We start from the raw sequence: 21468 nt of genomic DNA, 5'->3' as shown, positions 1-21468 counted from the left end.
TAGCACACGCCCGTCAACTAATGAATGGTAAGGTGATTTCAATGAATCTTAAGCCGTATATCGAAATAGAAGCAAAAGGAACAGGCCCTGTCGCGTTTTTTTCCGAAGATTGGCTGACCGTTCCGAAAGCGCGCATGCTTGCAAGAGAAGTCAGCCGCTTTCCTTATATAAAAGACATTTATTTTGAGGATGAAAAAGGCGCGAGCTGGACGCTTAAAGAATTAGAAAAGCTTACTGAAGAGCTTGCGCACGAACCTGACGACATTACAGTGTATTTCGACGGCGGCTTTGACAAAACAAGCGGACGCGCCGGACTCGGAATTGTCGTGTATTATTCTATCGGCGGCAAGCGATACCGCATACGGAAAAACAAAAGCTTAACGCTTCAGACGAACAATGAGGCGGAATATGCCGCTTTATACGAAGCGCTTAAGGAAGTGCAGGAACTTGGCGCAAGCAGAAATTCAATCACGATAAGAGGGGATTCCCTCGTCGTTTTACATCAGCTTGACGGCAGCTGGCCGTGTTATGATGAAACGCAAAACGAATGGCTGGATAAAATTGAAGCGCTGCTCGAATCCTTAAAGCTGACACCGACATATGAAGCCGTAAACCGAAAGGAAAATCAAGAAGCGGATGACCTTGCCAGAAAAATTCTCTCGGACCGGCAGATTGAAAGCCGTATAACATTAGAAGGTAACGGAGATGACTGATATTGGATAAAAAAAGCATTTATAAAGAATTGACAGAGCTTCAGGATGAATATTGCAAAGACTGTTTCGTAAAAAAGCATTTCCGCAAAGAGTTTGGAAAAAATCACGCTCATTCTTTCTGCATCAACCAATGCACGGTGGGGGAGAAGCTGAAAGCCTACGGCAAGGAGCTGACAAATCAATAAAAAATAAAACCGCAGCTTCTGCGGTTTTATTTTTCGAATTCATCAAGCTGATGCTGGCAATCGTCGAGAAGCATTCGCTGCTTTTGCAGAAAATCCTGGTCGAGAGCCTGCAGTTCACTGGATTGTGACATCGTTCTGGCATCCTGAATCGCCTGGTATGCAGATTCCACCAAAGTTGAATTTTGGCCCCGGGTAGCCGCTCCCGTTGTTTTCTGGGCCGTTTCCACCGCTAATTCAAGCTGGCGTTTATCCGTCAGTCCGTTTGGAAAAAATTCAGAGTCCATTAAAAAACACCTCCGCAAATAGTTTGGAGATTTTTTTTTAGAAATATGTACGGAAAATAGAAAAAAATATAGAAAATAAGCCGATATAACTATTGAACCTGATTAATTAGGGCTTATTTACTATTATTCAGGGTATCTTGGGAGAGAAGGGAAAAACCAGCCGTGAATGATAAAGATTTAAAAACAATCCTTCAGCAGACATTTAAAGAGATATACGGTGATTTGGGAAGTTTAGCGGAAATGGCAAAAAAAGGAATGCCGTCAATGGAGAAACAAATTGAAGAAATCGAGCAGCGCTGCAAGCAGAATCTTGTCGCAATTGAGATTCAGACGGCAATCAAATAGGAGAGGCATACGCCTCTCCTCTATTTGTCATCTGATCAACATGTATTGAGTTTAGAGTTTTACAACATTAGAAGCTTGAGGTCCACGATTACCTTCGACAATTTCAAAAGAAACTTCTTGTCCTTCTTCTAATGATTTGTATCCTTCTCCTTCGATAGCAGTGAAGTGAACAAATACGTCGTCTCCGCCTTCAACTTCGATGAAGCCGAATCCTTTTTCGTTATTGAACCATTTTACTTTACCGTTTTGCATATTGCTTAATTCCTCCTAGTACTGTAGCACCTTCGTGCTAAAAAAAATTTTGTCATCATCCAACCGTACGTATGTAAACGTTGTTAAATGATGGTTCAACTATACACCATATGGGAGCGGACGTCAAGCGGCCGCTCCCTATTTTTTATCTTTATTTTTCCAGTAACAAAGCTTAACCGGAAAAAACAAAAAGCACACGAATCATTCGTGTGCTTTTCTTTTACGATAATGCCATATCCGCCTTCCCGGCCATCATTTCAGATTCTTTTATAATGTCCTGCAAAATGACTTCAGAAGAGTTGGGGAGGTGAAGGCTTTTAATATTGTCCTTCATCCGGTTCAGCTTCTCCTCATCCGCAAGAAGGGAGGTGACAGACTCTAAAATTTCTTCGTGGCGGTTGACCACGACAGCCGCACCGCGATCTTCAAAGAAAATGGCGTTTTCTTTTTCCTGCCCGGGAACTGGTTTGTACAAAATAACGGGTACTCCGATCGCCGTCGCTTCCGTCAGTGTGATGCCGCCCGGTTTCGTGATCATGCAGTCCGTAATACGGAACAGCTCGTCAATTCTTTCTACATAGCCCAGAACTTTCAGCCGGTCGGCATTGTCACCTTCCAAGCTGCTGAGGGATTCTTTCAGCGAGCTGTTTTTGCCGCATACCACCACAACCTGCACCTGATCGTCATGAACGAGATTTTCGCACAGTTCTTTTACGTTTTTCAGCACACCATGCGCTCCCGCCATAATAAGAAGAACTTTTTTGTCGGGAGAGAGATTGTATTTTTTATAAATCGGCTCTTTCGGCATTGATTCCTCGAATTGAGGCCTGATGGGAATGCCCGTGATCTTTACGTTGTTCGGGTGAGTGCCGATTTCAATCAGTTTTTCCTTCACGTAATCTGTGGCGACATAATATTTATCAACATTTTCATGAACCCAGATTTTGTGAAGGCAGAAATCGGTCATAACGTTGAACGTCGGGATCACTTTTCCGGTTCTCCGTCTGTATTCCGGTACGACAATCATCGGAAATGTATTGATAATAATGTCCGGCTTATGCTCTTCGACGAGCTGGCCTAAACGTTTATTTCCCATTTTAAAATAAATATTGAATTTGCGTTTATTATAGATTTTGTCAACTCCGTAATAAAACAAACGATAAAACTGTTTCCCGATTGAGAAGCTTTTTAAATAAAGGTATTGAGTAACCTCTGAAACAATCGGATTTGACTCTTGATACAAATTGGAAACCGTCACATCTAAGCCGAGACGCAGACACTGTTCGTAGAGCGTTTTGGCCACTTGAACATGCCCGTTTCCGTAATTTGCAGTCAAAATTAATACTTTTTTATTGGTATTCAAGTAAATTCACCTCAATGTAATCAACAACAAGCAAGCTTCATGCATCGTAAGGAGTTATTGTCTATAGATAAACATAACACAAGTGCATCATTTTATAATAAGCGCGGCAACATATTTAAACTAAATTTAATTGATATGTTCCATTATTTTAAAGTTTTGTTATACGCATACTGAATCAAGAGTATTTTATCATATTTTTGTCACCGTATCACTCAAAACAAAAATTAATCCCATTCATACGGGGTTTCCTGATATACGTAATAATTCAGCCAATTCATAAACAATAACGTTGCATGAGCTTTCCAGCGGTTAACAGGTTCTTTCCCGCCGGGCGCAAAATAGTGCTTAGGAGCTTCTACGTTTGAAAGATTTCTCTCTATGTCTCTCTCATACTCCTGAAGTAGCGTATCGGTATCATATTCCGGATGACCCGTTAAGAAAATCTGTTTTTCGTCTTTTGAAACGATTAAACAGACCCCCGCTTCCTCTGAAACGCTGAGCACATCCAGATCCGAAGCCGATTGCAGCTGCTCCGTATTAATATCTGTATGCCGTGAGTGGGGCACATAGTATAGCTCGTCAAATCCTCTTACCAATCTCTCATGTTTTTTAAGAACGGTATGCTCAAACACACCGAAGATTTTTTTCGGCAGCTCCACTTTCTCAATGCCGTAATGATAGTATAAACCGGCTTGAGCGCCCCAGCAGATATGGAGGGTTGAAGTGACATTCGTTTTGCTCCATTCCATGATTTCCTTCAATTCTTCCCAGTAAGAAACATCTTCAAACGGCAGGTGCTCAATCGGAGCCCCGGTAATAATCATTCCGTCAAACCGTTTGTGGCGGATGCTGGAAAAATCCGTATAAAATTCATCCAGATGCTGCCTTGCCGTATTTTTTGGAGTATGTGTGCTCGGAATTAAGAACGTAAAGTGAACTTGTAAAGGTGAATTCCCAAGCATCCTGAGGAGCTGGGTTTCCGTTTGGATTTTTTTCGGCATCAGATTTAAAATCACGATCTTCTGCGGCCGGATATCCTGATGAAAAGCCCGGCTTTCATCCATTACAAAGATGTGTTCACTTTCAAGCACCTGCTTAGCGGGCAGGTGATTTGGTATATTAATAGGCAACATGCCACCTCCGTTATTCCCCGTTAATTTTCTTCATTATAGAAATTTTTAAGCCATTTTTCAATCCATCCCGGCGTAATAAACCGCATTTAACGCATAATGACAGGGATAAAAGCGGCAAATGGGCATAAATTCGGAGCGGCTCTTTATTATGACGGGTAAAGAGCCGTTTGGTTCCTCGAAAAAAACGTTTTCCGTTAAGTGGAAGGAAAAAGCGGTTTCCGTTTGTTTTGCAGTGTAAAACAGGTAAAATAAATGGAGAATGTAAAAAGGAGGGCCGCAGATGACAATTTACGATATAAACGTACGGACCATAACAGGCGAAGACATGACGCTATCGGCTTACAGAGGCAAGGTGATGATCATTGTGAATACAGCAAGCAAATGCGGGTTCACATCCCAGCTCAAGCAGCTTCAGGAGCTCTATGATACATATCGGGAGGAAGGTCTTGAAATATTGGGATTTCCCTGCAACCAATTCATGAACCAAGAACCTGGAAACGAAGCGGAAATTCAAGAGTTCTGTGTGAAAAACTACGGAGTCACATTCCCGATGTTTGCGAAAGTTGATGTCAATGGAGCAGACGCTCATCCTCTCTTCACATATCTGACGGAACAGGCGAAGGGGATGCTCGGCACAAAAGCGGTCAAATGGAATTTCACTAAGTTTATCGTGGACCGAAACGGTGAAGTCACCGGGCGTTTTTCACCGAACGTCAACCCAAAAGAGCTTGAAGATACGGTGCAGAGGCTTTTGGCCCGATAAGAGGTGATACGGTGAACGAAAAAGAGCAGCTGGAAAGCGTCAGGAATTGGGTCAGAGACAAGCTTATCAATGAACGAACGGGCCATGACTGGCTTCATATTTCCCGGGTCGCAACACTTTCTGTTTATATGGCAAAAGAAGAAGGCGCCGACTTATTTATCACTGAGACGGCCGCGCTGGTTCATGATCTGATTGACGCCAAGCTCGAAAAAAGCGAAAGGCTGACGGCGGGCGAAGTGACAGAACGGCTGGCTGCTTTCAACATCGCGGCTGACTCCATTCAGGAGATCACGGATATTATCACGAGAATGTCATTCAGACACAGGGAACTGCTGATAAAGCGGCCGCTTTCATTGGAGGGGAAAGTTGTTCAGGATGCAGACATGCTTGATGCGATCGGCGCAGCGGGCATCGGCAGGGCTTTTATGTTTGCCGGGGCGAAGGGTCATCCGATGTACGGAACTCAAACAAGTGTGCTGGCCCATATAGAGGATAAATTAATCAAGCTTAAAGGCTTAATGAATACAAAAGCGGGGGCCGGTTTAGCAGAGGAGCGGCATCAATTTCTTTTACAGTTCGCCGCCCGTATCCAAAAAGAGGCCGGCATTTGCAAAAGCTAAGCGGTGCAATAGAACGCTTGTGCCGACTATGTTAGAATAAGTGTCAGATTGCGCATAGGAGGACCAATATGAAGATTAAATCAATAGAACCGACGCCGAGTCCGAACACGATGAAAGTGATTTTGACTGAAGAGCTTCCGGCAGGGAAAAGCAACAATTACAAGCCCGATCAGGCAGATGATGCTCCGGTTGTCGTACGTGATATTTTAAACATTGAAGGAGTAAAGGGCGTTTATCACGTTGCCGATTTCCTGGCTGTGGAGAGAAACGCACGTTTTGACTGGAAGGAAATTCTGCCTCAGGTCCGTTCCGCCTTCGGAATGGAACATACGGAGCAGTCTGAGAGCCGTTCTGAACAGGAATCGTTCGGTGAAGTGAAAGTTTTCGTACAAATGTTCAGCGGAATCCCGATGCAGGTCAAATTGACGGACGGCGAACGTGAAGAACGCTTCGGCCTTCCGGAACGTTTCCAAGAAGCCATTTTAAAGCTGCGTTCCGAAGCTTCAAATGTTGTATTTGAGCGGACTTGGAAAGAACAAGGCGTGCGCTTCGGAGATTTTACCGAAATCGGACACGATGTCACAGAAGAGCTTCAGGCCGCCTACAGTGATGAGCGGCTCAAACGCCTGACAGAAGCAGTCGCACAGCAAAAGGGTGAGGCCAAACCGGCAGTGCAGCGGAAAGCTTATAAAGTGACACTGGACATGCTTGATGATGAAGACTGGAAACAGCGCTATGCCCATCTTGAGCAAATGGATCCGGATGAAGACGATTTACCAGTATTGGAAAAGGCGCTGCATGATCCGAAGACTTCGATCAGAAGACAAGCCGTCGTTTATTTGGGAATGATCGAAAAGCCGTCTGTGCTTCCGCTGTTATACAAAGCGCTTGAAGACAAAACGGTGACGGTCAGAAGGACGGCGGGTGACTGTCTGTCGGATCTCGGCGATGCGAGCGCCATCCCGGCCATGATAAAATCGCTCAGTGACTCAAGTAAGCTCGTGCGCTGGCGCGCGGCCATGTTTTTATATGAAGTCGGCGATGAAAGCGCGCTGGAAGCATTAAAAGCGGCGGAAGACGATCCGGAATTCGAAGTCAGCCTGCAAGTCAAAATGGCGATTGAACGGATTGAGCACGGAGAAGAGGCGAAAGGTTCAGTCTGGAAACAGATGACTGAAAGCAGAAAAAAAGAACAGTTATAACAAAAAGGTGCGCCCATGCACCTTTTTTATTTGAATTCACTTTTTATAAAAATTATTTAGAATATTGTTGAAAAATGATTCAAAACTCTATATAGTAAGTACAATATTAATTGTTGGAGGGTTTTTATCGAAATACAGAAAGAATAGAAAAGCGAGACAGGGCAAAGACACTGTAAAATTTGCAGAACGCGCCCTAGAATAAACTGAAAATTTTAAAAATAGTGCACAGTCTAAAAACAGTAGGGGGATCACCATGGCAGAATTACGCAGCAACATGATCACACAGGGAATTGACAGAGCGCCGCACCGCAGCCTTCTTCGCGCTGCCGGCGTAAAAGAAGAGGACTTCGGCAAGCCGTTTATCGCGGTCTGTAATTCATACATCGATATCGTTCCCGGGCATGTTCACCTGCAGGAATTTGGAAAAATCGTAAAAGAAGCAATCAGGGAAGCGGGCGGTGTGCCTTTTGAATTTAACACGATCGGAGTAGATGACGGAATCGCAATGGGGCATATCGGCATGAGATATTCGCTGCCGAGCCGCGAAATCATTGCCGATTCAGTTGAAACGGTCGTCTCGGCGCACTGGTTTGACGGAATGGTCTGCATTCCGAACTGCGACAAAATTACGCCGGGAATGCTGATGGCGGCTATGCGGATTAATATTCCGACCATTTTTGTCAGCGGGGGGCCGATGGCAGCCGGCCGCACAAGCGACGGCCGCAAAATTTCGCTTTCTTCAGTATTTGAAGGCGTCGGCGCATATCAAGCCGGGAAAATCGGTGAAAGCGACCTGCAGGAGCTGGAACAGTTCGGCTGCCCGACGTGCGGATCTTGTTCGGGCATGTTTACGGCAAACTCCATGAACTGTCTGTCTGAAGCGCTCGGTCTGGCGCTTCCGGGCAACGGAACAATTCTTGCAACTTCACCGGAAAGAAGAGAGTTTGTGAGAAAATCAGCGGCCCAATTGATGGAGACCATCAAAAAAGACATTAAGCCGCGCGATATCGTCACCGAAAAAGCGATTGACAACGCATTTGCGTTAGACATGGCTCTCGGCGGCTCAACCAACACAGTGCTACATACGCTTGCGCTTGCCAATGAAGCTGGGGTTGAGTACTCTTTAGAACGCATTAACGAAGTGGCTGAACGAGTGCCTCACTTATCGAAATTGGCGCCGGCCTCGGACGTCTTCATTGAAGATCTGCACGAAGCGGGCGGAGTCTCGGCGGCCCTTAATGAATTAGCGAAAAAAGAAGGGGCGCTTCATCTTGACGCGCTGACTGTAACAGGCCGCACACTCGGAGAAACAATTGCGGGTCATGAAGTAAAGGATTATGACGTGATTCATCCGCTTGACAATCCGTTTACCGAAAAAGGCGGTTTGGCCGTCCTGTTTGGGAATCTGGCTCCGGACGGCGCCATTATCAAAACAGGCGGCGTACAGGACGGGATTACAAGACATGAAGGTCCCGCTGTCGTCTTTGATTCCCAGGATGCCGCGCTTGAAGGCATTATAAACCGCAAAGTAAAAGAAGGAGATGTTGTCATTATCCGTTATGAAGGGCCAAAGGGCGGCCCGGGCATGCCGGAGATGCTCGCTCCGACGTCTCAGATTGTCGGAATGGGGCTTGGCCCGAAAGTGGCGCTTATTACAGACGGCCGTTTTTCAGGAGCGTCCCGGGGCCTTTCAATCGGGCACGTATCGCCTGAAGCGGCTGAAGGCGGCCCGCTCGCATTCGTAGAAAACGGTGACCATGTCATCGTTGACATAGAAAAACGGATTTTGGACGTACAAGTGCCTGAAGAAGAATGGGAAAAACGCAAGGCCGAATGGAAAGGCTTCGAGCCGAAAGTAAAAACAGGATATCTGGCCCGGTATTCCAAACTCGTAACAAGCGCCAATACGGGCGGAATCATGAAAATATAAAACAGAGGCCTGAACAATTGAATTCCGGCCCCCTCTATAGTATCCTTGACTTCATATAAGGATTTTAGAGGGGGCTTTTTTATGTCAATGGCTTATGAAGAATATATGCGCCAGCTGGTCGTGCCGATGCGCCGTGAGCTGACGGGTGCGGGTTTTCAGGAATTAACGACTGCTGAAGAAGTAGAAAGCTTTATGGAACAGGCAGAGGGCACGACATTGGTCGTTGTCAACTCCGTGTGCGGCTGTGCAGCAGGTCTTGCCCGTCCGGCTGCGACTCAGGCTGTTTTACAGCATGAAAAAGCGCCTGATCATACGGTTACCGTATTTGCCGGTCAAGATAAAGACGCAACTGCAAAAATGCGTGAATATTTTACGGGGCAGGAACCTTCCTCGCCTTCAATGGCGCTGTTAAAAGGGAAAGAGGTCGTTCATTTTATTCCCCGCCACGAAATCGAAGGGCATGACATGGAGGAAATTATGAAAAATCTGACGGATGCCTTCGATGCGCACTGCTGAAATGCCCGAATTCCGGGCATTTTCTTTTTGGAGAAAAAGATGATCACAACGAGTTACAGACCAAGCGAATATACGATACACACAGCGCAGTCGCTCAGTGTCAAGCTGGGTGACACTTACTGCAGCCGCAATAAACAGCCCATTGAAAAAATGCTGGAACGAGCGGCTAGCGATCTTTTAGTCATCGGAAAGGAACGGTTCGAACTTTACACGAAGCAAGGGGAGAAGTTCTTTTTTCACCCGAATACAGCGATGTTCCGCGCAAAGCGGTTTTTGAGAGGGGAAGCCGAGCCGTTGTTAAAAGCAGCCGGATTACGCGAAGGGGATTCCTTTTTAGATTGTACGCTCGGCCTGGCATCCGATGCGATTTTGGCAAGCCTGGCAGTCGGAAAAAGCGGACAAGTCATCGGCCTGGAGAAAAACAAGCTTGTCTCATTGCTTGTTGAAACAGGACTTCAAACGTGGGAAACCGGAATGGAGCAGCTCCAAACCGCCATGAAACGCATTCAGGTCAAACATGCCGACTGCGCCGATTATTTGCGGGAGCTTCCTGATTCATCGGTAGATGTCATTTATTTTGACCCGATGTTTCACGAACCTGTTGAAACGTCAGACGGCATTGCACCGCTCCGCGCGCTGGCAGAAGAGGGTTTTAACGAAGAGTGCATCACGCAAGCCGTCCGGGCGGCGAAAAAATGCGTAGTGCTTAAAGACCATTGGAAAAGCCCGCGGTTTGAACGATACGGCTTCAAGGTGCTGAAAAGAAAGACGGCGCTTTTCCACTTCGGTGTCATCCATGTAAGCTCATGATATCATGGGCTTCTTTTTCGTTAATCAGTGATTTCCATAACGACAAAATAAAGCAGCGTGAGAAGTGATACTGTCGCAAATAAAGCGTTAATCATCTCATCCCCTCCTTTTTCTCCTTCTTATTGTAAGCGGTTTATCCGCTCGGTCACAGTTACCAATTTCCCATATTGCATGATAATACGCTGCCGGACATGACGCCGCGCTTTCATCTATGCTAAAATAAAGGAAAAGAGGACAATAAAACAGAGGGGAACAATCTGTCATGAAATTGTGGATGAAAAAGACCCTTGTGGTTCTGTTTACCATTGTAACGTTCGGACTCGTGTCTCCTCCGGCTGCTTTGATGACAGACAAGCCTTCAGGACAGTCGAGCAGTCTTGAGCAGAATGATTACACCGCTTTTTATGATGAACACGCCCTGCCGGGAGAAGAGAAGGCAGGGCGGGAGCCTGAATTACTGTTTCAATCGTATCAGCAGCAGCTTCTCGGTGATGCTGAAAATCAATCATTTTTAAAATTCGGCAGCAAAATCTCTCCGGTCATTGAAGATGATTACAGAAGTGAAATTCTGCCGAAAATCGAAGATGTGATCACAGGACATTTAGCCAAGTTTCAAGATGATGAAGCGTATCAGGATGTGGTTATTTCCAGCAAACCGTCGGCCGGAAAAACCGAAAAAATTTTTCATGTGTATAACAGGCTGACGGGTGAAGATCTTTTAAGGTTCCACGTCCGCCGGGATCATCCCCCGCAAGACGGCTACTGGTTTAATTTTCATTACCATACCGCTGAAGACGGATTTCAGTCACATCATGAGCTCGGCAGCATTTACTGGGACCGCAATACGCCGCCTGACTGGATGAGCGTGTAATAGCGAGAAGAAATAAAAAAATCATTTCTGAGAAATTTTGCAGAAATGATTTTTTATTGTGTTACACTACTAAAAGACTACTTTAAAAGGATGAAAAAAATGAAACAATATAAAGATTTGTGCCGTCATGTGTTAGAAAACGGAGAAAAAAAAGGAGACCGTACGGGAACGGGTACGATCAGCACGTTCGGCTACCAAATGCGGTTTAACCTTCAGGAAGGTTTCCCGATGCTTACGACGAAAAAGCTCCATTTTAAATCCATCGCGCATGAGCTGCTATGGTTTTTAAAAGGAGATACGAATGTCCGCTACCTTCAGGAAAACGGAGTCCGCATCTGGAACGAATGGGCAGATGAAAACGGAGAACTCGGACCGGTTTACGGTTCTCAATGGCGTTCATGGCGCGGAGCGGACGGCGAGACCATTGATCAAATCTCCCGGCTGATTCATGACATCAAGACAAACCCGAATTCCAGACGTTTAATCGTCAGCGCTTGGAATGTCGGCGAAATTGATCATATGGCGCTTCCGCCTTGCCACTGCCTGTTTCAGTTTTATGTCGCGGACGGAAAACTGTCGTGTCAGCTTTATCAGCGCTCAGCGGATGTCTTTCTCGGCGTGCCGTTTAATATTGCGTCTTATGCGCTTTTAACATTGATGATCGCGCATGTGACGGGACTTGAACCGGGTGAGTTTGTTCATACATTCGGAGACGTCCACATTTACCAAAACCATGTGGAGCAGGTGAATCTGCAGCTGACAAGGGATGTCCGTCCGCTGCCGAAACTGCGGTTTGCGCGAAATGTTGATTCTATTTTTGATTTTACGTTTGAAGACTTTATCATTGAGGATTATGACCCGCATCCGCACATAAAAGGAGCTGTCAGCGTATGATTTCGTTTATTTTTGCGATGGATGAAAACCGGCTGATCGGAAAAGATAACGATCTGCCTTGGCACCTTCCCGATGATCTCGCATATTTCAAAAAAGTGACGACGGGCCACACCATTGTAATGGGGCGGAAAACGTTTGAATCAATCGGACGCCCGCTTCCGAATCGGCGTAACATCGTTGTAACCTCACGGGACGAATCTTTATTCCCGGGCTGTATTACCGCCGACTCGGCTGAGGAAGTGCTCAAGCTGATCCCGGCCGATGAAGAATGCTTTGTGATCGGCGGCGCCCAGCTGTACAGTGCGCTCTTTCCTTATGCGGACAGACTCTACATGACAAAAATTCACCATGTCTTTGAAGGAGACCGTTTTTTTCCGGAATTTAATGAAGCTGAATGGGAATTGACATCCCGCAAACAGGGAGTAAAAGATGAAAAAAACCCTTACGATTATGAGTACTTTGTATACGAGAAAAAGAATTGAGTTTAAGCAGGGGGACAAGAATTGATTCGTTACGGCTGCCTTGTGATGTACGTTGTATTTATGTTCATGAAAAATATTCAGGAATATATCAATCAAAAAGAGCTTGACCCGCGGCTTTCTTTTCAAAAACAGATGAGGCTGGTGTATGAGCGGCCGAAAGTCTTTATGAGAGGCTGCATTGACGTGTCGGGATCGGCAATCGGCATTCATCATGATCAGCCGATACCGGACGGCCCCGTATTGTATGTGCATCCCAGATTGCGCCCGGCTGATCTTCTGCTGCTTGCGGGACATCTTGAAGAGCCGGCTGGTTTTATCGCTGGCGAGAAAGCTTTCCGGATGCCGTTTCTCGGAAATTGGCTGCGGCTGATGGGTGTCATTTGTGACGGAGACAGCCGGGATGCCGTGTTTCAGGAGGCGGAAGTCCGTCTGCAAAAAGGTCAAAGTCTGATTCTGTCCGAAGACGGCAAAATCAATCCGGAGGAACTGGCCCTTCGTTTCGATCTCCCGATTGTGCCTGTCAGCACTTCGGGAACAGACCGGCTGCTGCGGGGCAGATTACTGAAACGGCTGAAACCGGCTGACATTGAATTACATATAAAGCCCGCTTATTATCCGGCCGGTCAGAAACGGCTCCGTGCATAAAAAAAGCACAGTCTCTATAGGGGACTGACCCCCGTTTTTGAGACAGGGATCAAAACACCTTTAAGCAGCCAGCTGTCGGTATGTGACCGGCGGCTGGTTGTTTAGTTTCGTTTGAATACGAATGTTGTTATAATAGTGTATATAGGTTTCGACAGTTTGTTCTACGATGGTCGTCGTAGTGCTTTCCAACCTGTCGAGGTAGAACGTTTCAGACTTTAGTGAGGAATGAAACGATTCGATGGAGGCATTATCAGCGGGCGTCCCTTTGCGGGACATGCTCATGGTAATGCCTTTTGTTTTAACAGCTTTCTGATACTCATAAGATGTATAAACAGAACCTTGGTCACTATGTAACACACAGTTCTCTGGCAGTGCGGGCAGCTGATCAAGTGTGTGTAAGACAAAGTCTGTGTCCTGTCTATCGCCAATCGTAAAAGCAATCACTTCTCCATTGTATAAATCCAATATACTGGAAAGATACAATTGTTTCTGCCCATAAGGCAAATATGTGATATCCGTTACTAGCTTTTCCAGAGGGCGATCAGACTGAAAGTTCCGATCCAATATATTCTCGGCCACGGCATATGGCTGCCCATTCTTCTTACGCTTTTTCACCTTAACCCGGCATTGCCACTGATTCTTCTGCATAATGCGCTGAACCGTTTTATGATTCATACGCATTCCCTTTTTTAATATGGCTGTGATTTTCCGATAGCCATATCGATACTTGTGTTCTCGGCACAACGTGCCGATTTGTTTTTCTAAATGGTATTTAGGGTTATCTTTCATCAGATTCTTCTTCCAACGATAATAAGATGCTCGTGAGATACCTAAATGAATACAGATATCCTTTATGGTCATTGTGCTGCGCAATGCTTCTACAAGCTCGACTGGCGTTTCGCTATCAGCTTCCTTTCCAATTCGTTGTACTTTTTTAACACTTCATTCTGTTGTCTCAGATAACGATTTTCTGCCTGCAGTTTCTCTAATTCGGAAGAATACTCTGGACCTTTTCCATAAGAATATTGCTTTCCGACAGGTTGTTCGAATCGATGTGTGTCCCCAGCTTTATACCACCTGACCCATGTCTGCACCTGCGTCTTATTCTTTATATTCAATTCCTGCATGATCTCCTTCACAGGCACGCCCGCCAATCTCATTTCTACAGCCTTCTGTTTGACTTCAACCGGATAACTCACTCTTGCCCTCATAGAAAAACACCTCCAAGTCTAATTTCGGATAACAACGATCCGTTTTCAAACTTGAAGGTGTTTTTTGTTTGTCTCATATTATGGGGTCAGTCCCATAGAGAGGCTGTGCTTTTTATTTCAGATAAAGGGGACTTTGACGCAATAAAATAAAATACAGAAAAACATCGAGGCGCTGCCGCCTAAAACAAAACTGTGCCAAATGGCGTGATGATACGGAACCTTTCTCCAAATATAAAATATTGTGCCGGCGGAATACAATAAGCCGCCGAAAAGAAGAAGGCCGAAACCGGGGCCTGACAGCGAAGCATACAGCGGTTTAATGGCGACGATGATCAGCCAGCCCATCATTAAATAGACAAGCGTTGAAAAAATGATAAACCGCTTCACGAAAAAGATTTTAAACACGATGCCTCCGATGGCAAGCGACCAAACAATAATTAAAAGGGTCAGACCGAGCGCCCCTTTAAGGGGTCCTAATAAAAATGGCGTATATGTTCCGGCTATTAATACGTATATCGCGGAATGATCCACAATCTCAAGAATGTCTTTCGTTTTTTTATGCTGAATGCTGTGCAAAAGAGTCGAGCTGAGATACAGCAGCAGCATTGAAGCGCCGAAGATTGAAAAGCTGACGATGTCTGTCGGCGAGCCGTATTTCACCGCGAAGATAATGAGAAAAATAAGCGCCGGAATCGACAGCAATACACCGATTCCGTGTGTGACGGCATTTGCGATTTCTTCTTTTATTGTGAACAATCAAATGTCCTCCTTTTTAAAGGATTTGTTTTTGCAGTGACTGCAAAAAGCTCAACCCTTCTAATGTAATTTTTGTTCCAGCGCGTCCTCGGCCTTTTGTCACATAGTTCATCTTTTCTAAGTAATCAAGCCTGTTTCTGACCTGCTGGGGCGATAATGTCATTGTGCTGTTTTCGCTTAATTCGGATATGCTCCGTCTGCTGGCGGGTTCGCCTTTTGTATTTAAGTCTTTAATTGATTCCAAAATAAACAAAAACTCTTCTTTCTCCATCAATGTCAGCCGTTTTTCTTTTTTCTTAGCTGTTTTCGCTTTCTGGCTGTTTTTGATATACAGCGGGACATCATCGGGATAAATCGTGCTGCCGGATGCTGCCGCGGCCATATAGTACGCCGCATTTTGAAGTTCTCTGAGGTTGCCGTTAAAGGTGTGCCGCTCCAACAGCGGATAAACGGACGGATCGATATGAACATGCTGCCCCGTGGCTGTCAGCATATGCTGCAGAAGAAGCGGTATATCGCTTTTTCGTTCAGATAAAGCAGGGAGCGGAAGGCATAACACGTGAAGCCTGTAAAATAAATCTTGGCTGAACGTATTTTCTGCGCCGGTATCGCCAAGATCCGCCGTGCTGCTTGCAATGATGCGGGCGGAAAGCCCGGCATCCAGCTCGGAAAGAAGGCGGGCCTGTACCGAGAGCGGCATGTCTCCGATTTCATATAAGAATAATGTTCCGCGGCTGGCCCTGTTTAATGCGCCTTCAGCGCCGAACAGTTCATATTCGAGCCGCTCTTCGCTTTGGCTGCAGTGAACGGTAATAAATAGTTCGCTGTTTCTGCGGGATTTATGGTGGATCGCTTTGGCCATTTGTTTTTTTCCGGTTCCGACTTCACCCGTTATGAAGACTGGCAAATCAGATAAGGCAAATTGCGAGGCCAATCGTTTCGCTTCTGAAAAGGTGTGATGTTCGCCGGCTAGCTGATAAAAAGGATCAGTTTGTTCAATTACACTCATGAATTGGCTCCTTTTGGTTCTAATTGGTTTAAGTATAACACGTTTATGCGATCGAAAATATCTTTTTCTCTTGTATCGGTTCATTTAATTTTATTTACAAAATTAAAATAATTGTCTTATTATTTGAATATTCATGTTATAATGGCATATTAAATAGGGATTTAAATAAGAAAGGACTCTGTAAATGAAACCGTTGCTTAAAGAAGACTCTCTCATCCAGGTAAAAGACATTTTAAAAGCGCACCAAAATGTAAAGGACGTTGTGATACATACGCCTTTGCAGAGGAATGACAGACTTTCTGAGAGGTATGGCTGCAACATCTATTTGAAAAGAGAAGACCTGCAGGTGGTCAGATCATTTAAGCTCAGAGGGGCTTATAATAAAATGAGGCAGCTCTCAAAAGAGCAGACTGAAAACGGAATTGTATGCGCAAGTGCGGGAAACCATGCGCAGGGGGTTGCGTTTTCATGCAAACACCTCGGCATTCACGGCAAGATTTTTATGCCGTCAACCACACCGAGACAGAAAGTATCCCAAGTGGAATTGTTCGGAAAAGAATTTGTTGAAATCATATTGACGGGTGACACTTTCGATGATGCGTATAAGAGTTCTGCGGAATGCTGTGAAAAAGAAAACCGCACGTTTATTCATCCGTTTGACGATCCCGATGTCATGGCCGGACAGGGAACGGCTGCCATCGAAATTTTAAATGACATTGACGTTGAACCGCATTTTCTTTTTGCAAGCGTAGGGGGAGGAGGACTCCTGTCCGGGCTCGGCACGTACATGAAAAACATCTCGCCGGATACAAAAATCATAGCGGTAGAGCCGAAGGGCGCAGCCTCCTATTTTGAATCGAAAAAAGCCGGACAAGTGGTTGAACTTGAGAAAATTGATAAATTTGTCGATGGGGCGGCTGTAAAAAAAATCGGCGCGGAAACCTTTCAAACGCTCGAAACCGTCGTCGATGACGTTGTGCTTGTCCCGGAAGGAAAAGTGTGCAGCACGATTCTCGAATTATATAATCAATGCGCCATCGTAGCGGAGCCGGCGGGGGCATTGTCCGTGTCAGCACTTGATCTGTACAAGGAAGAGATTAGAGGGAAAAACGTCATCTGCATGGTCAGCGGAGGGAATAACGACATCGGCAGAATGCAGGAGATGAAGGAGCGCTCCATGATTTATGAGGGGCTGCAGCATTATTTTATCGTTAATTTCCCGCAAAGGGCGGGAGCGCTTCGCGAATACCTAGATGAAGTGCTTGGGCCTGATGATGACATCACCCGGTTTGAATACACGAAAAAAAATAACAAAAGCAGCGGCCCCGCATTGGTCGGCATTGAGCTTAAGCATCGGGAAGATTACGGCGCGCTCATTGCCCGGATGAATCAAAAAGGATTTCATTACGTAGAGGTGAATAAAGATCAGGATCTGTTCCACCTGTTAATCTGACTTTTTTTAGAACGACGCGCAAAATGACAGACACGCTTTCTCAGATTGTATATAATAAAAAGAAAACAATCGAAAAAGAAGGATTGATATCTTGTTACTCAAAAGCCTAGAGTTCAAACGACAGGACGGGATTCAGGTAAAAGTGACAGAAATACCGGTTGTCACGGAAGGTGAACATTATTTTTTTCAAATTCATCAGCACCTTGAGCTTTATTTGAGAGAGGTTTTTGCTTCACAAAGTGTGAGAACAGTGTATTCATTCCGACAATATGTCAAGCGCCGTATGAAGTGGAAAGATTACGAGGCCGTTTTCAACCAAGAGATTTTAAAACATAACGCATAACGGTGCATATTCCTTAGCGCCTTCCTTTTGATAAGGGAGGGTGCGGGAATTTTTTTATGATGAATGCTGTAAGCGTTTTATCCATGGGGGGGAATGGAAATGAAAAAAATGAAAATCTTCGCTGCCGTCTTTTGTTTGCTGCTCTTGTGCGCCTGCGGGGGGAAAACGATAAAAGACCCGCTGAACTATCAGATTGAACCGTTTTCATATCAAAACCAAGATGGAAAAACAGTGTCACTGAAAAGCCTGAAGGGGCATGTCTGGATTGCCGACTTTATGTTTACAAATTGTAATACGGTCTGTCCGCCGATGACGGCCCACATGACCGAACTGCAAAAAAAACTGAAGGCTGAGAATCTGGACGTGCGGATTGTGTCGTTCAGTGTAGATCCTGAAAAGGATACGCCGAAACAGCTGAAAGCATTTGCTTCCAAATATCCGCTTTCGCTTCGCAACTGGGATTTTCTGACCGGTTACAGCCAAAAGGACATTGAAGATTTTGCGCTGAACAGCTTTAAATCAATCGTCAAAAAGCCGGAGGGAGAGGATCAGGTCATACATCAAACCTCTTTTTATTTAGTCGGACCTGACGGGAAGGTGCTTAAAGATTATGACGGCGTGCAGAAAGTTCCGTATGATGACATCCTCTCAGATGTCAGAGCGGCTGAGGAGCTCAAGTAAACTGGCAGATTAGACATTTTCAAATCTGAAAAAACATGTTACACTTTCCACTAGTAGACGGGGAAGGAGCAACCAGATTGAAGCTGCGAATGTTCTCATTGATCGCCGGACTGGCCTTGCTTTTATCAGCTTGTTCTGTCCAGCGCACCGGTTCTGACGCTGAAGAACCGAAAACGAAAGATCATATTGTCATAGCTGCGGTCGGTGATTCATTGACTGAAGGAGTAGGAGATCCTGACGGTTCAGGATACGTCGGCAGGGCAGCGGAGTCTCTTAAGAAAAAGGGACATGTGAAAACGGTAGATATTAAAAATTATGCGGTGCAGGGTGACAAAACGTCGGACCTGCTGGAAAAGCTTGATAATAAAAAAGTTCAGAAATCATTAAAGAGCGCCGACTATATCTTTTTTACCATCGGCGGCAATGACTTAATGAAGGTGCTCCGCCAGAATATGATGCAGCTGACGGTTCAGCCGTTCCAAAAGGAAGAGAAACCTTTTGAAAAACGATTCAAGGCGATCGTTTCAAAAATCCGCAAATATAATGAAAACGCAGAGCTGGTGTATGTCAGCATGTATAATCCATTCACGTTTACGCTGCCTGAATTAAAAGAAATTAATGGGGTTGTAACGGATTGGAACAAGATCGCCGCAAAAGAGCTGGAAAAAGATCCCCACGCCGCTGCGGTGAATGTTGAAGACTTGTTCAGTCAAAAAAGCGGCAGCAGACGGATTTCAAAGGATGATGATTTTCATCCGAACGCAAAAGGATATGCACTCATCGCCGATCGATTGTACGGCATCATTGAAAAACAAGGGTTACCAGCAGAATAGGGTGAAATGATGAAAAAGTGGAAATCGCTGTTTTTTGTTCTTCTCGCACTCAATGTGATTGCCGCCGCGGTAATTGTGACATTATTGGTTATGCCGGGAGAGCAGGCGAAAATACAAGATCAGACAAAAAGTGAGTACGGCTTTCATATCACGAGCTCGAAAGAATCTCTTGCCAGGTTTGTGAATGCGTACTTAAAAGAGAAGGCATCGAATCAGCTTGACTACAAAGTGGACATCAATAACGATGTGCACGTGGCAGGTAAAATCAAAGCATTCTCAACCTCCATTAACGCGGTCGTCACATTTGAACCGTCCGTACAGGAGAACGGAGATGTGATGTTGAAAGTGACGAAGTTTTCCTTAGGCGAATTAAGCCTGCCGATCAGCTTTGTGCTGAATTATATGGACAGCTTTTATGAACTCCCGTCATTTGTGCACGTTCATTCCGGGGATAAAAGCATCGAGATCCGTCTGTCGGAAATGCCTTTAGACAACGGCATGTATGTAAAAGCGGATAAAATCAATCTCGACACGGATGAAATTGAATTTTCCTATTATCATCCGAAACAATAAGTTTTCATAAAAAAAACACAGATCCTTTCAGGGATTTGTGTTTTTTCGTGTCAGCGTTTTTTGTCCAGCTTGCTGAACAGTTTGATTAACGTTGCGAGCTCTTCATCAGAGTAGCAGTCAAACCGTTTAAAAAAGTATTCTGTTTTTTTCTGGTTGAAATGATCGACAATTTTCTCCCCGGCTTCCGTAATATGGATTCTGATAATTCGTCTGTCCTCTTTAGAACGGATGCGGGTGATCCATTCCTTTTCTACTAAAGCGTCGGTCACTGCGGTAATGTGGCTTGCGGAGACCTCAAGAATGGGGGCGAATTCCGTTACTTTTTTAGGTCCTTGTTCACTGAGAATCCGCAAAATGATAAATTCATTCCTGGACAGCTCTTTATCTAGAATTTCATTAACTTCATTTCTGATTTGTTTAAACACTTTTCGAAGCAAAGCTTCCATATCATACATCATTTGTGTCCTTACTTTCAAATCATGAACCTCCAATATGTAGTCAGCGTGGCATTCGTTTAGCTTCCCCTGAAAGCAGAATTATTTTTATTCTGTTTATACATGCTATAATATAATAATACCACGTATGAACAAAGGAGGGCACCCGTATGTCAGAAAAAAAAGAAATCGCCACATTTGCAGGCGGCTGTTTTTGGTGCATGGTGAAGCCGTTTGACGAACAGCCCGGGATTGAAAAGGTGGTGTCCGGCTATACAGGAGGTCATACTGAGAATCCGACTTACGAAGAAGTGTGCAGTGAAACGACCGGACACAGAGAAGCCGTTCAAATCACATTTCAACCTGACATTTATCCGTATGAAAAGCTTGTCGAGCTGTTTTGGCAGCAGATCGACCCGACTGATGCAGGCGGCCAGTTTGCAGACCGCGGAAGTTCATATCGGGCGGCGATATATTACCATAATGATGAACAAAAACAAATCGCTGAAGCCTCAAAAAAACAGCTTGAAGAAAGCGGCATATTTAAAAAGCCGATCGTGACAGACATCTTGAAGGCTGAGCCTTTTTATGAAGCGGAAGGCTATCATCAGCACTTTTATAAGAAAAATCCTGATCACTACGGGCGCTACCGTGTAGGTTCCGGACGTCAAGGCTTTCTTGATGAGCATTGGAGGGACAGATAAGATGGCTTTTAATAAGGAAGAAAAAATCAAATCATTAAACCGCATGCAATATGAAGTCACACAAAATAACGGAACGGAGCCGCCGTTTCAAAATGAATTCTGGGATCACAAAGAAGAGGGGCTGTATGTTGATATCGTATCGGGAAAGCCCTTGTTTACTTCTCTGGATAAATTCGATTCTCATTGCGGCTGGCCCAGTTTTACAAAACCGATTGAGGAAGAAGAGGTTGACGAAAAACTGGACACAAGCCACGGGATGATCCGGACGGAAGTGAGAAGCAAAACAGCTGACTCCCACTTAGGCCACGTATTTAATGACGGTCCGGGGCCAAGCGGTCTCCGTTATTGCATTAACTCTGCGGCACTCCGGTTTATTCCGAAAGACAAGCTGAAGGAAGAGGGCTATGAAGCCTGCCTGCATTTATTTGAAAAATAGAGCTCAGCAATGAGGCCTGCCTATCAG

The 21468-nt window shown here is 45.1% G+C and carries 28 protein-coding genes and 1 pseudogene; 20 read left to right on the top strand and 9 right to left on the bottom strand.

Annotation, left to right across the window (positions count from 1 at the left end; genetic code table 11):
• Positions 1-41 precede the first annotated feature (41 nt).
• Positions 42-713, top strand: a complete 672-nt coding sequence (locus tag NYE28_RS11665) for a ribonuclease H family protein (protein WP_076425341.1) — start codon at positions 42-44, stop codon at positions 711-713.
• Positions 714-715: 2 nt separating this feature from the next.
• Positions 716-898 (top strand): zinc-finger domain-containing protein, encoded by a 183-nt coding sequence (locus NYE28_RS11660; RefSeq protein WP_015240062.1) that lies wholly within the window; start codon positions 716-718, stop codon positions 896-898.
• A gap of 26 nt (positions 899-924) precedes the next feature.
• Here NYE28_RS11660 and NYE28_RS11655 read toward each other — a convergent pair whose 3' ends face one another.
• On the bottom strand, positions 925-1182 hold the full coding sequence (locus NYE28_RS11655) for a DUF2564 family protein (RefSeq protein ID WP_007409519.1): 258 nt from the start codon (positions 1180-1182) through the stop codon (positions 925-927).
• Positions 1183-1344: 162 nt separating this feature from the next.
• Here NYE28_RS11655 and NYE28_RS11650 point away from each other — a divergent pair, with 162 nt between their 5' ends.
• Complete coding sequence (locus NYE28_RS11650; RefSeq protein ID WP_012117812.1) at positions 1345-1527, top strand: hypothetical protein; 183 nt, start codon at positions 1345-1347, stop codon at positions 1525-1527.
• A gap of 51 nt (positions 1528-1578) precedes the next feature.
• Here the strand turns inward: NYE28_RS11650 and cspD are convergent, their stop codons facing one another.
• The 4 genes and pseudogenes from cspD to metA all read right to left on the bottom strand — a co-directional run bounded on the left by cspD (position 1579) and on the right by metA (position 4272).
• Positions 1579-1779 (bottom strand): cold-shock protein CspD, encoded by a 201-nt coding sequence (gene cspD / locus NYE28_RS11645; RefSeq protein WP_003153604.1) that lies wholly within the window; start codon positions 1777-1779, stop codon positions 1579-1581.
• A gap of 15 nt (positions 1780-1794) precedes the next feature.
• Positions 1795-1906, bottom strand: a pseudogene (locus tag NYE28_RS11640) (hypothetical protein); the annotation flags it as partial.
• Between the two features lie 93 nt (positions 1907-1999).
• Positions 2000-3142: a diglucosyl diacylglycerol synthase gene (locus tag NYE28_RS11635; RefSeq protein ID WP_007409520.1), complete on the bottom strand. Its 1143-nt coding sequence runs from the start codon at positions 3140-3142 to the stop codon at positions 2000-2002.
• Positions 3143-3366: 224 nt separating this feature from the next.
• Positions 3367-4272: a homoserine O-succinyltransferase gene (gene metA / locus NYE28_RS11630; protein WP_003153608.1), complete on the bottom strand. Its 906-nt coding sequence runs from the start codon at positions 4270-4272 to the stop codon at positions 3367-3369.
• Between the two features lie 283 nt (positions 4273-4555).
• Between metA and NYE28_RS11625 the strand changes: the two genes are divergently transcribed.
• The 10 genes from NYE28_RS11625 (at position 4556) to NYE28_RS11580 (ending at position 13008) form a co-directional block, all read left to right on the top strand.
• Positions 4556-5038: a glutathione peroxidase gene (locus tag NYE28_RS11625; protein WP_007409521.1), complete on the top strand. Its 483-nt coding sequence runs from the start codon at positions 4556-4558 to the stop codon at positions 5036-5038.
• 11 nt (positions 5039-5049) lie between these two features.
• A complete protein-coding gene (locus NYE28_RS11620) occupies positions 5050-5658 on the top strand; it encodes an HD domain-containing protein (RefSeq protein ID WP_099566863.1) in 609 nt (202 codons plus the stop codon).
• 68 nt (positions 5659-5726) lie between these two features.
• Entirely contained in the window at positions 5727-6860 is a 1134-nt protein-coding gene (locus tag NYE28_RS11615; protein WP_160223135.1) for a conserved virulence factor C family protein, read from the top strand.
• A gap of 253 nt (positions 6861-7113) precedes the next feature.
• On the top strand, positions 7114-8790 hold the full coding sequence (ilvD, locus tag NYE28_RS11610) for a dihydroxy-acid dehydratase (RefSeq protein ID WP_007409524.1): 1677 nt from the start codon (positions 7114-7116) through the stop codon (positions 8788-8790).
• Between the two features lie 81 nt (positions 8791-8871).
• Positions 8872-9306 carry a BrxA/BrxB family bacilliredoxin gene (locus NYE28_RS11605; RefSeq protein ID WP_003153619.1) on the top strand — a complete coding sequence of 145 codons (435 nt, stop codon included), beginning with the start codon at positions 8872-8874 and terminating at the stop codon, positions 9304-9306.
• 39 nt (positions 9307-9345) lie between these two features.
• A complete protein-coding gene (locus NYE28_RS11600) occupies positions 9346-10116 on the top strand; it encodes a class I SAM-dependent methyltransferase (protein WP_032870018.1) in 771 nt (256 codons plus the stop codon).
• A 262-nt stretch (positions 10117-10378) separates the two neighbouring features.
• Complete coding sequence (locus tag NYE28_RS11595; RefSeq protein ID WP_007409526.1) at positions 10379-10987, top strand: YpjP family protein; 609 nt, start codon at positions 10379-10381, stop codon at positions 10985-10987.
• Between the two features lie 99 nt (positions 10988-11086).
• Positions 11087-11881 carry a thymidylate synthase gene (locus NYE28_RS11590; protein ID WP_025284896.1) on the top strand — a complete coding sequence of 265 codons (795 nt, stop codon included), beginning with the start codon at positions 11087-11089 and terminating at the stop codon, positions 11879-11881.
• On the top strand, positions 11878-12363 hold the full coding sequence (locus NYE28_RS11585; protein ID WP_032870014.1) for a dihydrofolate reductase: 486 nt from the start codon (positions 11878-11880) through the stop codon (positions 12361-12363). The genes NYE28_RS11590 and NYE28_RS11585 overlap by 4 nt, the downstream gene beginning before the upstream one ends.
• A gap of 21 nt (positions 12364-12384) precedes the next feature.
• Positions 12385-13008 (top strand): lysophospholipid acyltransferase family protein, encoded by a 624-nt coding sequence (locus NYE28_RS11580; RefSeq protein WP_043021188.1) that lies wholly within the window; start codon positions 12385-12387, stop codon positions 13006-13008.
• Positions 13009-13068: 60 nt separating this feature from the next.
• Here NYE28_RS11580 and NYE28_RS11575 read toward each other — a convergent pair.
• The 3 genes from NYE28_RS11575 to NYE28_RS11565 all read right to left on the bottom strand — a co-directional run bounded on the left by NYE28_RS11575 (position 13069) and on the right by NYE28_RS11565 (position 15984).
• Positions 13069-14219 (bottom strand): IS3 family transposase gene (locus NYE28_RS11575; protein ID WP_094031235.1). Its coding sequence is split into 2 segments (ribosomal slippage): positions 13069-13946 and positions 13946-14219, totalling 1152 coding nucleotides; the frame shifts between segments, so codons are not numbered across the junction.
• Positions 14220-14336: 117 nt separating this feature from the next.
• Positions 14337-14975: a hemolysin III family protein gene (locus NYE28_RS11570; protein WP_007409529.1), complete on the bottom strand. Its 639-nt coding sequence runs from the start codon at positions 14973-14975 to the stop codon at positions 14337-14339.
• Between the two features lie 16 nt (positions 14976-14991).
• A complete protein-coding gene (locus tag NYE28_RS11565; RefSeq protein WP_160223134.1) occupies positions 14992-15984 on the bottom strand; it encodes a sigma 54-interacting transcriptional regulator in 993 nt (330 codons plus the stop codon).
• Between the two features lie 184 nt (positions 15985-16168).
• On the opposite strand from NYE28_RS11565, the gene ilvA reads away from it, so the two are divergent.
• The 5 genes from ilvA (at position 16169) to NYE28_RS11540 (ending at position 19867) form a co-directional block, all read left to right on the top strand.
• Positions 16169-17437: a threonine ammonia-lyase IlvA gene (ilvA, locus tag NYE28_RS11560; RefSeq protein WP_025284892.1), complete on the top strand. Its 1269-nt coding sequence runs from the start codon at positions 16169-16171 to the stop codon at positions 17435-17437.
• 91 nt (positions 17438-17528) lie between these two features.
• Positions 17529-17780 (top strand): DUF2535 family protein, encoded by a 252-nt coding sequence (locus tag NYE28_RS11555; protein WP_007409532.1) that lies wholly within the window; start codon positions 17529-17531, stop codon positions 17778-17780.
• A 99-nt stretch (positions 17781-17879) separates the two neighbouring features.
• A complete protein-coding gene (locus tag NYE28_RS11550) occupies positions 17880-18461 on the top strand; it encodes an SCO family protein (RefSeq protein WP_072589818.1) in 582 nt (193 codons plus the stop codon).
• A gap of 77 nt (positions 18462-18538) precedes the next feature.
• The gene (locus NYE28_RS11545) at positions 18539-19294 is read left to right on the top strand and encodes an SGNH/GDSL hydrolase family protein (RefSeq protein WP_003153635.1); all 756 of its coding nucleotides are present in this window, start codon (positions 18539-18541) and stop codon (positions 19292-19294) included.
• Positions 19295-19303: 9 nt separating this feature from the next.
• Positions 19304-19867, top strand: a complete 564-nt coding sequence (locus NYE28_RS11540) for a DUF2140 family protein (protein ID WP_007409535.1) — start codon at positions 19304-19306, stop codon at positions 19865-19867.
• A 50-nt stretch (positions 19868-19917) separates the two neighbouring features.
• Here NYE28_RS11540 and NYE28_RS11535 read toward each other — a convergent pair whose 3' ends face one another.
• A complete protein-coding gene (locus tag NYE28_RS11535; protein WP_012117803.1) occupies positions 19918-20343 on the bottom strand; it encodes a MarR family transcriptional regulator in 426 nt (141 codons plus the stop codon).
• A gap of 128 nt (positions 20344-20471) precedes the next feature.
• On the opposite strand from NYE28_RS11535, the gene msrA reads away from it, so the two are divergent.
• Both msrA and msrB read left to right on the top strand, forming a co-directional pair.
• Positions 20472-21005 carry a peptide-methionine (S)-S-oxide reductase MsrA gene (gene msrA, locus NYE28_RS11530; protein WP_003153641.1) on the top strand — a complete coding sequence of 178 codons (534 nt, stop codon included), beginning with the start codon at positions 20472-20474 and terminating at the stop codon, positions 21003-21005.
• A gap of 1 nt (position 21006) precedes the next feature.
• Positions 21007-21441, top strand: coding sequence for a peptide-methionine (R)-S-oxide reductase MsrB (msrB, locus tag NYE28_RS11525; RefSeq protein ID WP_007409536.1), 435 nt, complete (start codon positions 21007-21009; stop codon positions 21439-21441).
• Positions 21442-21468: the final 27 nt, after the last annotated feature.

Origin of the sequence: Bacillus sp. FSL R5-0443 (assembly GCF_038608285.1) — a bacterium.
GTDB classification, from domain to species: Bacteria; Bacillota; Bacilli; order Bacillales; family Bacillaceae; genus Bacillus; species Bacillus velezensis.
Note: the sequence above shows the minus strand (reverse complement) of the source record. Positions and strands in the feature narration are given on the sequence as shown.

Bases quoted from the DNA above. Each gene is read 5' to 3' on its own strand.
- NYE28_RS11665 (WP_076425341.1), top strand. From the start codon at position 42: ATGAATCTTAAGCCGTATATCGAAATAGAAGCAAAAGGAACAGGCCCT.
- NYE28_RS11655 (WP_007409519.1), bottom strand. From the start codon at position 1,182: ATGGACTCTGAATTTTTTCCAAACGGACTGACGGATAAACGCCAGCTT.
- cspD (WP_003153604.1), bottom strand. From the start codon at position 1,779: ATGCAAAACGGTAAAGTAAAATGGTTCAATAACGAAAAAGGATTCGGC.
- NYE28_RS11625 (WP_007409521.1), top strand. From the start codon at position 4,556: ATGACAATTTACGATATAAACGTACGGACCATAACAGGCGAAGACATG.
- NYE28_RS11615 (WP_160223135.1), top strand. From the start codon at position 5,727: ATGAAGATTAAATCAATAGAACCGACGCCGAGTCCGAACACGATGAAA.
- ilvD (WP_007409524.1), top strand. From the start codon at position 7,114: ATGGCAGAATTACGCAGCAACATGATCACACAGGGAATTGACAGAGCG.
- NYE28_RS11605 (WP_003153619.1), top strand. From the start codon at position 8,872: ATGTCAATGGCTTATGAAGAATATATGCGCCAGCTGGTCGTGCCGATG.
- NYE28_RS11600 (WP_032870018.1), top strand. From the start codon at position 9,346: ATGATCACAACGAGTTACAGACCAAGCGAATATACGATACACACAGCG.
- NYE28_RS11595 (WP_007409526.1), top strand. From the start codon at position 10,379: ATGAAATTGTGGATGAAAAAGACCCTTGTGGTTCTGTTTACCATTGTA.
- NYE28_RS11590 (WP_025284896.1), top strand. From the start codon at position 11,087: ATGAAACAATATAAAGATTTGTGCCGTCATGTGTTAGAAAACGGAGAA.
- NYE28_RS11585 (WP_032870014.1), top strand. From the start codon at position 11,878: ATGATTTCGTTTATTTTTGCGATGGATGAAAACCGGCTGATCGGAAAA.
- NYE28_RS11565 (WP_160223134.1), bottom strand. From the start codon at position 15,984: ATGAGTGTAATTGAACAAACTGATCCTTTTTATCAGCTAGCCGGCGAA.
- ilvA (WP_025284892.1), top strand. From the start codon at position 16,169: ATGAAACCGTTGCTTAAAGAAGACTCTCTCATCCAGGTAAAAGACATT.
- NYE28_RS11550 (WP_072589818.1), top strand. From the start codon at position 17,880: ATGAAAAAAATGAAAATCTTCGCTGCCGTCTTTTGTTTGCTGCTCTTG.
- NYE28_RS11540 (WP_007409535.1), top strand. From the start codon at position 19,304: ATGAAAAAGTGGAAATCGCTGTTTTTTGTTCTTCTCGCACTCAATGTG.
- msrA (WP_003153641.1), top strand. From the start codon at position 20,472: ATGTCAGAAAAAAAAGAAATCGCCACATTTGCAGGCGGCTGTTTTTGG.
- msrB (WP_007409536.1), top strand. From the start codon at position 21,007: ATGGCTTTTAATAAGGAAGAAAAAATCAAATCATTAAACCGCATGCAA.